14 protein-coding genes are annotated in these 13,065 nt (G+C 66.8%); 8 read left to right on the forward strand and 6 right to left on the reverse strand.

What is annotated here, in order from left to right:
* Positions 1-77: 77 nt before the first annotated feature.
* Both DQ229_RS17030 and DQ229_RS11165 read right to left on the reverse strand, forming a co-directional pair.
* On the reverse strand, positions 78-359 hold the full coding sequence (locus tag DQ229_RS17030) for a hypothetical protein (RefSeq protein ID WP_202909560.1): 282 nt from the start codon (positions 357-359) through the stop codon (positions 78-80).
* 1 nt (position 360) lies between these two features.
* The gene (locus tag DQ229_RS11165) at positions 361-972 is read right to left on the reverse strand and encodes a TetR/AcrR family transcriptional regulator (protein ID WP_114966359.1); all 612 of its coding nucleotides are present in this window, start codon (positions 970-972) and stop codon (positions 361-363) included.
* Between the two features lie 81 nt (positions 973-1,053).
* Between DQ229_RS11165 and DQ229_RS11170 the strand changes: the two genes are divergently transcribed.
* The 6 genes from DQ229_RS11170 to DQ229_RS11195 all read left to right on the forward strand — a co-directional run bounded on the left by DQ229_RS11170 (position 1,054) and on the right by DQ229_RS11195 (position 9,305).
* Positions 1,054-1,539 carry a cytochrome b gene (locus tag DQ229_RS11170; RefSeq protein WP_114966360.1) on the forward strand — a complete coding sequence of 162 codons (486 nt, stop codon included), beginning with the start codon at positions 1,054-1,056 and terminating at the stop codon, positions 1,537-1,539.
* Positions 1,540-1,759: 220 nt separating this feature from the next.
* Positions 1,760-3,061 carry an efflux RND transporter periplasmic adaptor subunit gene (locus DQ229_RS11175; protein ID WP_114966361.1) on the forward strand — a complete coding sequence of 434 codons (1,302 nt, stop codon included), beginning with the start codon at positions 1,760-1,762 and terminating at the stop codon, positions 3,059-3,061.
* A complete protein-coding gene (locus tag DQ229_RS11180; protein WP_114966362.1) occupies positions 3,058-6,186 on the forward strand; it encodes an efflux RND transporter permease subunit in 3,129 nt (1,042 codons plus the stop codon). The genes DQ229_RS11175 and DQ229_RS11180 overlap by 4 nt, the downstream gene beginning before the upstream one ends.
* Before the next feature lie 110 nt (positions 6,187-6,296).
* Positions 6,297-7,985, forward strand: a complete 1,689-nt coding sequence (locus tag DQ229_RS11185; protein ID WP_114966363.1) for a BCCT family transporter — start codon at positions 6,297-6,299, stop codon at positions 7,983-7,985.
* Between the two features lie 209 nt (positions 7,986-8,194).
* Positions 8,195-8,839: a YiaD family glycine zipper/OmpA-like lipoprotein gene (locus DQ229_RS11190; RefSeq protein ID WP_162300844.1), complete on the forward strand. Its 645-nt coding sequence runs from the start codon at positions 8,195-8,197 to the stop codon at positions 8,837-8,839.
* Between the two features lie 271 nt (positions 8,840-9,110).
* Positions 9,111-9,305: a hypothetical protein gene (locus tag DQ229_RS11195; RefSeq protein WP_114966365.1), complete on the forward strand. Its 195-nt coding sequence runs from the start codon at positions 9,111-9,113 to the stop codon at positions 9,303-9,305.
* A 56-nt stretch (positions 9,306-9,361) separates the two neighbouring features.
* On the opposite strand, the gene DQ229_RS11200 is transcribed toward DQ229_RS11195, so the two are convergent.
* Entirely contained in the window at positions 9,362-10,096 is a 735-nt protein-coding gene (locus DQ229_RS11200; protein WP_114966370.1) for a Crp/Fnr family transcriptional regulator, read from the reverse strand.
* A 180-nt stretch (positions 10,097-10,276) separates the two neighbouring features.
* Here DQ229_RS11200 and DQ229_RS11205 point away from each other — a divergent pair, with 180 nt between their 5' ends.
* A complete protein-coding gene (locus tag DQ229_RS11205; RefSeq protein ID WP_420796864.1) occupies positions 10,277-10,504 on the forward strand; it encodes a hypothetical protein in 228 nt (75 codons plus the stop codon).
* A 236-nt stretch (positions 10,505-10,740) separates the two neighbouring features.
* On the opposite strand, the gene DQ229_RS11210 is transcribed toward DQ229_RS11205, so the two are convergent.
* The 3 genes from DQ229_RS11210 to DQ229_RS11215 all read right to left on the reverse strand — a co-directional run bounded on the left by DQ229_RS11210 (position 10,741) and on the right by DQ229_RS11215 (position 11,353).
* Positions 10,741-10,896 carry a DUF3309 family protein gene (locus tag DQ229_RS11210; RefSeq protein WP_114966367.1) on the reverse strand — a complete coding sequence of 52 codons (156 nt, stop codon included), beginning with the start codon at positions 10,894-10,896 and terminating at the stop codon, positions 10,741-10,743.
* 87 nt (positions 10,897-10,983) lie between these two features.
* Positions 10,984-11,142 (reverse strand): hypothetical protein, encoded by a 159-nt coding sequence (locus DQ229_RS16325; protein WP_155326502.1) that lies wholly within the window; start codon positions 11,140-11,142, stop codon positions 10,984-10,986.
* Positions 11,143-11,179: 37 nt separating this feature from the next.
* On the reverse strand, positions 11,180-11,353 hold the full coding sequence (locus DQ229_RS11215; protein WP_114966368.1) for a CsbD family protein: 174 nt from the start codon (positions 11,351-11,353) through the stop codon (positions 11,180-11,182).
* Positions 11,354-11,646: 293 nt separating this feature from the next.
* Between DQ229_RS11215 and DQ229_RS11220 the strand changes: the two genes are divergently transcribed.
* A complete protein-coding gene (locus DQ229_RS11220) occupies positions 11,647-12,840 on the forward strand; it encodes an AI-2E family transporter (protein WP_162300845.1) in 1,194 nt (397 codons plus the stop codon).
* Positions 12,841-13,065: the final 225 nt, after the last annotated feature.

Here is a 13,065-nt window from a genome sequence, read left to right on the forward strand (position 1 = left end):
GGGATTCCGCGCGCAAAGAAAGCCGAGGCCAAGCAGATAGGCCAGGCTCGCGGCGAGTGCGACAGCGGTTTCCAAGATCAGCGCCCCGCGATCTGCATCAGGAACTCCTCGTATTGACGGGTCACGGCAGGCAGCGAGAAGGCCACCATCACCCGATTACGCGCCGCCGAGCGAAGGTTCCCCGCCACGACATAGGCAAACCCGGCGAAGAAGTTGAACCACAGGACGAAGGGAACCACGGCGCCCATCTCGGCCACGCCGAGAATCGCGCCCCCGCCCGAGGCGATCGTGAGCAGACCGAAGGCGATGGCCAGGGCGGCTGCGGCAAACAGGGCGCGGGAACGGTCCAGCTCCGGCATGTCAGTCCCTCCCCTTTGGGCTGCGCATCAGCGCAAGCAGGGTGTCGAGCAGGCGCAGGCCCTCTTCGGGCAGGCAGAAGCTGCGGGCGCCAAGCGTCCAGCGTATCGCCAGGCCCTGCACCAGCGAGGTCAGATGAACCGCGGCATCGGCGGGCACCAGGTCATCGCGCAGCCCGCCGGTGCGCCGCATCTCTTCCAGCAGCGCGATGATATGCGCCTGAAACCCCATCAGGCGCAGGCGAAAGGTTTCTCGCAACTCCGGATTGTCGATGTTCAACTCGCGCGAGAACAGGATCGCAGGCAGAGCGGGCGTTGCGCTGATCTGTTCGAACTGCGCGCGCAAAAGCGCCTTCAGACGCTCTTCGGCGGGGGCGTCGCTGGCGACCGCCCGCTCCCAGGCCTTGGCAAGGCGCGCGCTGACGGATTCGGCCACCGCAAGCCACAGCGCCTGTTTTGACGGGAAATGCCGGAAGATGGCCGCCTGCGTCACCCCGACCGCCTGCGCCACGTGATTGGTTGTCATCCGGCCCGGCCCCAGCCGATCGGCCAGCGCGAGGCAGGCATCGATGATTTCTGCCTTTCGGTCTTCGGCGGGTTTGCGGCGGCGGGGCATGGGGAACCTCTTGTAAGTGAACGAACACTAACATAATGTGGCCGAAGCTCAAGTCGCTTCGGGTTGCCGAAAGGACAGGATGTGACCAACCCTGCCGGATATTCGCGCGTGCAGATTGCGCTGCACTGGATTGTGGTGCTGCTGATCGTGCAGCAATACCTACTCAAGGATGGGATCGCCGACGCGTGGGAGGCATCCCGCGCCGGGCTGGAGGTGCCCTTCGATCCGCTGGTGGCTGTCCATGTCGCCGGGGGCGCGCTGATCATGGCCTTCGCGCTGTGGCGCCTTGTGCTTCGTGCTCGGCGTGGTGCGCCGGCCGCGGTGGGAAGCGCCAAGTTGCAGATGCTGGCGCGCCTGACCCATGCAGGCCTCTACGTGCTGATGATCCTGATGCCGGTCACCGGCGCGATGGCCTGGTTCGGCGGGGTCGAGGCAGCAGCGCAGGGGCATAACCTGCTGAAGATTGTTTTGCTGGTGCTGGTGGCGTTGCATGTGGTGGGCGCGCTCTATCATCATTTCGTGCTGAAGGACGCAATGCTTGACCGCATGCGGCGCGCGCAACCCTGAGGGAACATGCAATGGTTTCGAGCCGGGAGATTACCAGCCACCTGACGCCCGCCAAGCTGGCCGCCTCTCTGCCGGCGGCGTGGTTGGCCGCCCGCCGCTGCAATGCGGGTTCTGCTGGCGGCAACGCGTGTGAAACTGGCCAAACGGGCCTTCGGGGGCCGGGCATGACACTGGCGCCCAGCCGGTCCGGCCGCCCGACACCTGATGAGAGGGCGTGCCGATGAACCGCCGAGTGCTTTGGCTGATCCCGGCGCTGGTGCTGGGCGTTGGAATCGCCGTCTGGCTGGTGCGCACCGGTCCGGAGCCCACGCGGTTCGAACGCGCCGAGGTCGCGATCCCCGTCCAGATCGTCACCGCCGAGGCGCGCGCCGTGGCGCCCGTTGCCACGGGTTACGGCCTCTCGCGCCCGGCGCGCAGTTGGTCGGCGGTCGCCTCGGTGCGCGGCACGATCATCGAGACGCATCCCGACCTGTCGGCCGGGCGGTTCATCACCGCCGGTGCCGAGGTGCTCAAGATCGACCCCAGCGAATACGAGCTGGCGCTTGCCGAGGCGCAGGCCGATCTGGCCTCGCTCGAGGCCGAGGCCGCACAGCTTGACGCCGAGGGCGAGAACCTGCGTGTGATCCTTGCCCTGGAGCGCGAGCGCCTGACCCTGGCCGAGCAGGACCTGCGCCGCACCGAAGAACTGGTCGCGCAGGGCACTGCCCCGCAGGCACGGCTGGATGAACAGCAGCGCGCCACGCTCGCCTTTCGCCGCACCGTGCAGGAGCTGGAAAACACGCTTGCGCTGCTGCCGGTGCAGCAGGAACGGCTGGAGGCGCAGATGGCGCGCACGCGGGTGCGCATCGCGCGCGCCGAACGCGACCTGGAGCAGACCACGATCAAGGCGCCTTTCGACATGCGCGTGACCGAGACCCAGGTCGAGGCGTTCCAGTTCGTCAATGCCGGGCAGCCGCTCCTGACCGGCGAGGGTGTCGAGCGGGCCGAGATCGTGGCGCAGATCCCGGTCGAGGCCTTCCGCCGGATCGTCGCCGCCGTTCTCGGCACCGGCACGCTCGCCCCGCTCGACCGGATGCACGCGGCCGACATGTCGGGCATCGATGCCGAGGTCCGGCTGATCGGCGCCGATGTCACCTGGCCCGCGCGGGTCGAGCAGGTGCAGACCGGGCTCGATGCGCGCACGCGGACGGTGCAGGTCGTGCTTTCGGTGGATGCGCCCTATGATTTCGGTGCCGGCGCCGTGCCGCTTGTCGCCAACATGTATCTTGGCGTCGCACTCACCGGCCCGCCGCTGCCCCCAAGCGTGCAATTGCCCGACGCCGCGGTGCATGGTGGGCGGGTGCTGGTGATGGGTGCCGATGACCGGCTCGAGTTGCGCGCGGTCGAGGTCGCCTTCCGTCAACAGGGGCAGACGGTTCTGCGCGACGGGGTCGCGCCCGGCGAGCGGGTGGTGCTGACCGACGTGGTGCCGGCGATCGCGGGAACGCTTCTGCGCGTCGCAGACGGGGACGCCGCGCCATGATCCGCTGGTTTGCCGGCCATCCGACCGCGGCCAACCTGCTGCTCATCCTGCTGATCGCGGCGGGCGCGGTGGCCGCGCCGGGGCTGGTGCGTGAGACCTTCCCCGATTTCCGCCCCACCGAGGCCGAGGTGAGCGTCGCCTATCGCGGCGCCGGCGCGGGCGATGTCGAGGATGCCGTCTGCCGGGTTTTGTGGGACACGGTGCAGCGCGTCGAGGATCTGGCCGAATTTACCTGCACCGCTCAGGACAACCGCGCCCGCGCTGTGGCCACCATGAGCGCAGGCGGCGATGCTGGCCGTTTCATGGAAGATCTGCGCGGCGAAGTGGCAGCGATCACCGATCTGCCCGACCGCGCCGATCCGCCAGTGGTGCGCGCCCTCCACCGCAGCGATTTTGTTACCGCGGTGGGCATCACCGGCGAGATGCCGCTCGAACACCTCGAGCTTTATGCCGCCGGCTTGCAGGATCGGCTGCGCGCGTTGCCGGGGGTGGCCGATGTCACGCTTTCGGGCTTCGGCGCGCGGCAATACCGTATTGAGGTGTCAGCCGAGGTGCTGCGCCAGCACGGGCTGACGCTGGCCGGGCTGGCGCGCCAGATCGGGGCACAAAGCGTCGATCTGCCCGGCGGCACGCTGGAAACGTCCGCGCGCGACCTGCGGCTGCGCTTCACCGACGAGCGGCGCAGCCTAACCGAGCTGGAAAGCCTGGTGGTGGTCAGCGCCGAAAGCGGCGGCGAACTGACCCTGGGCCAGATTGCCCGTATCGACCTTGCCTTCGACACGCCTGAGGCCCGCGTCATGCTCGATGGCGCGCGCGCTGCGGTGCTCGATATCCACAAGACATCGGGCGCCGATGCGTTGCGCGTGCTCGACGCAGTCGCGGCGGTGCTGGAAGCCGAGCGCGCGGCGCGCCCACAGGGGCTGCGCCTTGAGATCGTGCAGGACATGACCAGCATCATCCGCGACCGGCTTGCGATGCTGGTCGAGAACGGCCTGATCGGGCTGGTGCTGGTGATCGGGGTGATGAGCCTCTTCTTCCGGCCTGCCTTTGCCGCCTGGTCGGCGGTGGCGCTGCCGGTGGCGATGCTGGGCGCGGTGGTGGCGATGGCCGCCTTCGGGCTGAGCCTGAACATGATGACACTGGTCGCGCTGTTGATGGCGATCGGGCTGGTGATGGATTCGGCAATCGTGATCACCGACAGCATTGCCGAGGAATCGGCGCGGGGGGAGACACCGCTCGAGGCCGCGACAAGCGGCGTGCAGCGGGTGCTGCCCGGGGTGGTGTCCTCCTTCCTGACCACGGTTGCTGTCTTCGGCCCCTTGTCGTTCCTGGCTGGCGAGTTGGGCGCGGTGCTCGAGGTTCTGCCGGTGGTGCTGATCGCGGCGCTGGCGGCCAGCCTCGTGCAGGCCTTCTGGATCCTGCCGCGGCAGTTGCAGGGCGCGCTTGCCCGGCAGGCCCCAGCCAGCCGATTTCGCCAGCGCTTTGACCGCGGCTTTGCCTGGGTTCGCGACGATGTGGTCGGCGCCGCGGCCGACTGGGCCGTGCGCTGGCGATACCTGGTGATCGGGGCGACGCTGGTGGCGATGCTGGGCACGGCCGGGTTCGTCGCCGCCGGGCATCTGGGGCGCGAGGCGATGCCGGATGTCGAGGGCGACGTGCTTGAGGCGCGGCTGCTGATGCCGGCAGGCACGCCGCTGGCGCAGACTGAAGCGGCGGTCGAGCAGATCGCCGCGGGGCTGGCCGGGATCGAGGACCGGCTCGGCGCGCCGCAACCCGGCGGTGCGGCGCTGGTGCAGGCGGTTCAGCAGCGTTTTGGCCGCAACCTCACCGCGAACGAAAGCGGCCCGCATGTGGCCACGGTGAGTGCCGATTTCCTCGCCACCGGCAGGCGCAGCGTGACGCTCGATGCGATCAGTGCCGCCTGGCGCGCCGAGATCGGCGATATTCCCGGTGCCGTCGCGCTGACGGTTCAGGAGCCGGGGCTCGGCCCACAGGGCGTTGCCATCGAATACCGCCTGACCGGCCCGGATCTGGACCAGCTGGCCAGTGCGGCCCGCGCGCTGAGCACCGAGCTGGACAGCTGGCAGGGGGTCTACAACACCTATCACGATCTGCGCCCCGGCCCGCCCGAGTTGCACATGTCGCTGGCATCCGGTGCGCATCAGCTCGGCTTGACCGCCGCGGATGTCGCCGATCAGCTGCGCGTGGCCTTCCTCGGCAGCGTGGTAAGCACCGTGCGCATCGGCGCCATTGAGCACGAGATCGCCCTTGAGACCCGCCAGGAAGACCGTGACGCGCGCGACGATCTCGATGGCTTCACCATCACCCTACCCGATGGCGCCCAGGTGCCTTTCTCGACCGTGGCGACGATGACCGAACAGCGCGGCTGGTCACAGATCAACCATGTCGACGGGCAGCGCACCGTCACCGTGCAGGCCAGCGTGGATGTGCGCGAGGGCAACGCCCAGGCCATCACCGCGGCGATCGCGCGGGACGCCCTGCCGGCGATCCTCGAGGCGCATCCGGGCGTGCAGGCCGCGCCGGGCGGGCAGTCGGCGGCCTTTGCCGAAACCTCGGCCTCGATCCTGCGCGGCTTTCTCATCGGGCTGGTGGGGATTTACGTGATCCTCTCCTACCAGTTCCGCAGCTACCTCGAGCCGGTGATCGTGATGCTGACCATTCCGCTGGCGTTCCTCGGCGTGATCTGGGGGCATGTGCTGATGGGCTACGACATCTCGATGCCGTCGCTGGTGGGGGGCGCGTCGCTGGCTGGGATCGTGGTCAACAACTCAATCCTGCTGGTGCAGTTCATCAAGGCACATGTCGCGCGCGGCATGGACGTGTTGCGCGCGGCGGGCCAGGCCAGCCGCGACCGGTTCCGCGCCATCGTGCTGTCCGCAACGACAACGATCGTTGGCATCCTGCCGTTGCTGGCCGAAACCTCGACCCAGGCGCAGACGCTCAAGCCGCTGGTCATCGCCGTGGCCTTCGGGCTGGCCACATCGACGCTGCTGGTGCTCATCCTGCTGCCCGCGCTCTACGCCATGCTTGTCGACATGCGACGGCGCGAAACCCTGCATGCGCCGGGCAAGGGCCAGGCAACCGACCTGCCTCTCAACCGGTGAAGGCACGCTGCATCGAAAGCGGCAACGGCGGCCAGTTTTGACCCCGGACCTCCGGCTGCCTATAGATCTGACGCGAAAGAACGCCCCGCCGCAACCGTTTCAGGAGCCTCATGCACTCTCTCATACAAGCCACCCGCAGCCTGTTGGGCGATGTGGGCATTGTCTTTCGCATCTCCAGCGCGCTGATCGTGCTGTTCGTGGCGGCGGCCGCCACGGCCCCCGGCGTGGTCGGGCGGGCGGCGCAAACCATCCTTGAGACCACGGCCGACAACCTGGGCTGGATGTATCTGCTGGTCATCACCGGCTTTGTCGGTTTCGTGCTGTATCTGGGCCTGTCGCGGACCGGCGAGATACGCCTGGGCGCCGAGGACGAACCGGCAGAGTTTTCCTTCACCAGTTGGCTGGCGATGATCTTTTCGGCCGGCATGGGCGTGGGGCTGGTGTTCTGGGGCGTGGCCGAGCCGATGATGCATTACAACGAACCACCCCTGGGCAGTGGCCTGCCACGCACCGCCGATGCCGCGCAGACCGGGATGACCTATGCCTTCTTTCACTGGGGGTTGCACCAATGGGCGAATTTCGCATTGGTCGGGCTGGCGATTGCCTATGTGCGCTTTCGCCATAACAGCTTTGGCCTGATCAGCGAAACGCTGCGGCCTCTGCTGGGCGACCGGGTGGACAGCGGCTGGGGCAAGGCCATCGACATCCTTACGGTCGTCTCGACAGTCTTTGGCGTGGCGACGACGCTGGGGCTCGGGGCGTTACAGATCAACAGCGGCATCTCACGGGTCAGCGACATCCCCTTTGGTTTCCCCGCGCAGTTCGGGATCATCGCGGTGGTGGGCGGGCTGTTCGTGCTCTCGGCGATGACGCCGCTCGACAAGGGCCTGCGGCTGCTCAGCAATCTCAACATGGCGCTGGCGGGCCTCTTGCTGCTCTTTGTGCTGGCCTTTGGTCCGACTGCGTTCATCTTCGGCGTGATGACCCAGACTCTGGGCGAATACCTGGGCAATGTCGTGCAGATGAGCCTTGTGACCACGCCCTTTTCCGATGGTCGCTGGGTCGAGCAATGGACGATGTTCTATTGGGCCTGGGGGCTGAGCTGGGCGCCGTTCGTGGGCAGCTTCATCGCGCGCATCTCGCGCGGGCGCACGATCCGCGAGTTCGTACTGGGCGTGATGATCGTGCCGGTGGCGCTGAGCATGCTGTGGTTTTCCGTCTTTGGCGGCGCCGCGGTCCATTTCGAGATCTTCGCGGGGGCCGGCATCGCCGCGGCGGTCGCAACCGAGGTGCCGTCCGGTCTGTTCGTCATGCTCGACCAGTTGCCGCTTGGCGGGTTGCTGACAGCGGTGGCGATCGTGCTCGTCTGCCTGTTCCTGATCACTTCGGCCGATGCGGCAACCTTCGTGCTGGGCATGTTCACCTCGAAGGGCGTGCTCAACCCCACGACCACCATACGCGTGCTTTGGGCGGGGCTACAGCTGATGGTGGTGGTGGTTCTGCTGCTGACCGGGGGGCTTGAAAGCCTGCAGACAGTTTCGATCATCGCGGCCTTTCCCTTCATGCTGCTGATGATCCTGATTGCCGTGTCGCTCCATCGTGACCTGTCGCATGAGCTTGCCATGAAGGCCGAGACCGCGCGCCTGCTGAACCGGCGCATCGAATATCTGCTGCTGCGCGAGGCCGAGCGCGAGGCCGCGCAACAGGCCGAGGACGAAGTGCACCCCACCGCCCCGGAGGCCCCGCCATCGGCCGGGGAGGAAGAAACTGGGGATCAAGTCACTATCGACCGAACCTGACAGCCGCGAAAGCGTAGCGGAACACTCCAGCCTGAAACGGTCCAGTTTGCGGAGCGGGGCAGATCATGACGCTGCAGCCACCCACCGGCCGGACGATAGCCGCCTAACGCAGATCAGCATGTCTTGCTGTGAATGATGTCATTATCCGCATGATTCGGGGCAGACCGCTTGGCAGGTGCGTTGCGGATTCCCCGCGAAAGGACAGCATTATGGGCTATCATGGAAAAACAATTTCGATCGGCGTTGTCGCGGCCGCGCTGATACTGGCTGGCTGCACGAATCCTGACGGGACGACAAATCAGCCCGCGACAGGTGCGGTGATAGGCGGGCTGACCGGCGCCGCCGCCGGGCAGGTGATCGGCGGGGATACCCGGGCGACCCTGATCGGTGGCGTGATCGGGGCCGCGGCCGGCGGCGCGTTCGGGTTGCAGTTGGCCGCGCAGGAGCGCGAGCTGCGCAGCTCCCTTGCCGGCACCGGCGCCGATATCACCAACACCGGAAGCGACCTTCGGGTCATCCTGCCCGCCTCGGTGACCTTCCGCACGGCGTCGTCGGTTGTCGACCCCGCGTTCCATCCCGCATTGAGGACGGTTTCGGAAAGCCTGCAGCGCCATCCCAATTCGACGGTCCGCGTTGTCGGCCATACCGACAATGTCGGAACAGCAACCTATAACAACCAGCTCAGCCAGGAGCGCGCGCTTTCGGTTGCGCGTATTCTCATCGGCAACGGCGTGAGAGCTTCGCGGATCGCGGTCGCGGGGCGCGGCTTTTACGAGCCGATCGCCACGAACACCACTTCTGCGGGGCGCGCAGAAAACCGGCGGGTCGAGATCGTGATCACGCCGACCAGCTGACGCGCATTCGGCTTGCGACAACGGGACGGGCCGGGGCTCTGCTCCGCGCCCGTCCCGTTACTTTGCGGGCGCGCACATAATAGCCCCAAGTGCTAACCTGCATCAGCCCTGCCGCCCCGGCACCGTCATAGGCTCATCGAGACGGCAGCATATTCAGCCGTTGGTCGTTTGTTACGAATGCGGGCGAAGTCTTCCTGCCTGGCTACCGGGTACTGTTCCGGAGCGGGATGGAGGCTTCGCCAATTCGGGCAGCGCCGAAAGGACCAAGCCCATGCAAACTAAATCCCCGGTGCCAAGCACCGACGAGAAGATGAAATCAGTCAAGGCCGCCTGGGACAAAGCGCCGGCCGGTCCCAAGAAGGACGCGGCGCTGAAACATTACCAGGCCGCCGAGAAGGCGCAGGCCGCAAACCACGACGGTGAGTGCAACCGTAAACTCGACGCCGCGAAACACGCACTCGCGTAACCTCGGCGCAGCGCAAGCTCCATGTCTCGCCGGCCAGGATGTGGCGGAAAGCGTGCTCAGCGCAGCAGCGGGCCGTCCTGATCCAGATAGCTTGTGTCGAAGCCGGCGAGAGCCGTCAGACGACTGAAATCGTCAAACGTCACCCGCCCCTTCTGAAAGGTGAGAAGCCCGTCATCGCGCAGGGTGCGCAGAACACGGTTCACATGCACGGCGCTCAGCCCCAGGGCGTCGGCAAGGTGGTACTGGGTCAGCGGGCAATCGAAGCCCGTCCTGTCGCCCAGACCGACGAGTTCCATCCGGGCACCGAGTTCGAGCAGGAAATGCGCCGTGCGCTCTTCGGCCGTGCGCCGGCCGATATCGACCAGGTGTTCCACCACCACCGCCTCGTCGCGCGATGCCGCCCACAGAATGGCGGTGGCAAGGCGCGGAGCCCGCGCAAACGCCTCGAAGATATCCGAGGCAAGCACCTCGGAAGCCTCGATGGGGGTTATGGCTTCGACGCTGTGGTCGGTCGTTCGGAGCAGGGCACTGCGCAGCCCCAGGAAATCACCGGGTATCTGGAAGTCGACGATCTGCCGCTCGCCATCGGGCAGCAACTTGTAGGAGCACGCCCAGCCTTTGGCCAGAATGAAGACGGAAGGCTCCTTCTGCCCCTCGTGGATCATTTCGTGCCCGGGCAGAAAGCTCCGGCGGCGCCGGTGAAACCGCGCAAGCGTTTCCAGATCCCCGTCGCCCAGGGCGACGAAGGTCGACAGCTTTCGGGTAAGCGGGCTTTCCAGGATCGACATCATGGCTTCCATGGGGGGGTAATACCAGGTTGCTCGTCAAGTGTCGGATAGCCGGAAATTGTGCGCCTCCCGCTGCTCTGGATCAGTTCCGAATACCAGCTTGCGCCTATGGTGGCGGGGCGTTCCTCCCGATTGAAGCTGGACGTCCCCGCACCCCGAGTTGGAAGCGAAACCGATATGACAATGCCAAATGACATCGCCGGAACCGCCGCACTGGCCATCTGCGAATCTCTATTGCTGGCGCTGAACGACCACAAGATACTGCCGGAAAAGGAAATCGTCGGGGTCCTGAAGGATGCCGCGGCAGCGCATGAGTTTGCGCCCGGTGGCGATAAGGCCGAGATGCACGCCGCCGTGGCCGCATTGATCAACGCGATTCTGGCAGGCGGAAACTCCGTGCGCCGACGCTGATATGTGTTGCGCTTGATCGGACTCGTCCAGAGCCCGACAGATGACATGCGCCCGCCGTCATGCCGCAGGCACGCCTCCGGCGCGATGGGGCCCCGGGCGGGCGGCGCATGTCCGGGCCGCAAGCGGCGCCGGGCGGGCACGCCCGTGAATATACCCGCCAGCGCGCGGCAGGATACCCTGGCCGGCCTGTCGCCCCTGCAGCCGCGGGGAGGACAGCGGGGGACAGCGGGAGTATCTCAGAGGCGCCCCGTCAGCACCAGCACGACCAGGATCACGAGGATGAGTCCGACTGTGCCGCTGGGGGCGTAGCCCCAGGAGCGGCTATGCCCCCAGGTTGGAAGCACGCCGACCAGCATCAGAACGAGAATGACGATGAGAATGGTGCCGAGCATGACGCAGCTCCTGTTCTTGTTTTGAGTTTGGAATGAATCAGCCCCGCCGCGCGAGGTACCTTGCGGCGGGGCTGTTCGGCTATGACGTCAGCCCTTTCGGGAAACGCCCTTCGCCTTGCCGAATGCTTTCTGAAACGCAACGTCCGTCTGGTTGGACTTGCCTTCGGCCTCACGCGACTTGTACTCGCTTGGCCGTTTCGAGCCCTTTGACGCACCCGTTCCGGGCTTCTTCTTGTTCTTGTCCATTGGTTTGCCCTTTCGTGACAACTCCGTGTCGCCGGCATCAGCCCTTGCGCAGGGCGTCCTTCGTCTTGCCGAAGGTCTTCCGAAGCGTCCCTTCGGCTTTTTCGATCTTGCCTTCGGCCTCAAGCGAGGTGTTGCCCGTCAGCTTGCCGAACTGCTCCTTTACGGTGCCCCCGACCTGCTTGGCGGTGCCCTTGATGCGTTCCTTGTCCATGGTCCGAACTCCTTCGGATGGCGGAGGATGCCGCGCGAAACCCGCAGAATCGGGCCGCGGGCGGCGGCATATGAAACATCTTCGCCGATCGCGGCGCGCGCGGCGCTAACCTGCATCAGCGCGCGTGCCAGCAGCCCGGGATAGGGTTGGCGTTGCCCGAAGCGCCCGTCGTCTCCGTCATGCCCTCGGCATCGGTGGCGCGAAAGCGCGGGCATCGTTCCCGCGCAACGGATCGCACGCAACGGATCGCATGGTCCGTGCCCCGCGATCGTATCGAAAAGGCCGCCCGTCCCATGTCCGACGACCGTCTGCAACCGGCACCGACGCAGCCGCACCGGGAGGCATCCGCCGGGTGGTTCTCCAGACTTGACCGCGGCGCGCTCCAGACCCTGCTGCTGGGCATCATCGCCGGCGTTGTAATTCTTGCGGCGCTGGACGCGGCCAGCCTGATTGCCGTGCCAATGGTACTGGCGCTGCTATGTGCGATCGCCCTTGCGCCCGCCGTCCGATGGCTGGAACACACGCGAGCCCCTGCATCGCTCTGCGCTGCTCTCGTCGTCGGGGGGCTGCTGTTCGGGGCTGCGACCACGGTCTATTCCCTCGCGCCCTCGGCCGAGGCCTGGAACGAACGCGCACCCCAGGTCCTGCGCGAGATGGAACGACGCGCCCGAGAGATCGTCTCCGGCTTGTCGGATTCCTTCGATGCCGGGCCGGGCGAGCTTCCATCCGTAGTGGCTGGCCAGCCACCGCCCGCCGATCCGCCGGCACTGGCCGACGACACTGTGGGCAGGCTTGTGGAGGGCGGTCAGCGTCTGCTCGCCGACTGGGCGATCGGCGCCCCGAGGCTGGCGGCGGGGGCGGCGTTCTGGGCGGCGCTCACCTTTTTTCTGCTGCGCGACCGGGTGATGCTGGCACGTTGGGGGATGTCGCTGGTTCCCGGGGTCTCGGCACGGCGGGCGGTCGGGCGGGCAATGCGCGACGTGCGCACCAATGTCGCGCGCTACCTGCTGGCGATCACCGCTGTCAATCTGGGGCTCGGGGTCTGCACGGCGGCGGCTTTCTACCTGCTCGGCGTGGCGAATGCTCCGCTCTGGGGTGTGGCTGCTGCACTGCTGAACTTCATGCCCTTCATCGGGGTCGCCATCATGGCGCTGGTCACGCTGGGCGTCGGGGTCGTGTCGTTCGAGGATCCCATCATCGCCTTCGCGCCTTTCGCCGTGATCGTCGGGCTGAACATCATCGAAGCCCAGTTCGTCACGCCGATGGTGGTTGGCGCGCGCATCCGGATCGCCCCCATCGGCGTCTTTTTGGGGATCGCCTTCGGCGCCTGGCTCTGGGGTGCTGCCGGCGCGCTGGTTGCAACGCCGACGCTGATCGTCGCGGCGGCCTTCGTGCGGCGGCTCAACGCTGCTGCGCACCTGTCAAAGCCGTCGCGCCAGCACGAATTCCACGAAGAAGGCCGCGACCATGGCGAGCGGCCGCACTGATCCGGGCGGGCGCGGTGCAGGTGGGCGGGGCGATGTTCGCCTCGCCACGGGGTTGTCAGACCGCCGCGATCCGCGCCGCCCGGCGGGCCGGGCGGCGCCATGACGGTTAGTGTTCCCCGCCCGACACAAGATACCCGATGAAAGTATGGTATCGGACGCGGGCCCAACATCCTGGAGCTTTTCGCTGACACGCGCCCTGCGCGGAATCGAGGCCGAAGGCCGCCG

Origin of the sequence: Alkalilacustris brevis (genome assembly GCF_003350345.1) — a bacterium.
GTDB classification, from domain to species: domain Bacteria; phylum Pseudomonadota; class Alphaproteobacteria; order Rhodobacterales; family Rhodobacteraceae; genus Alkalilacustris; species Alkalilacustris brevis.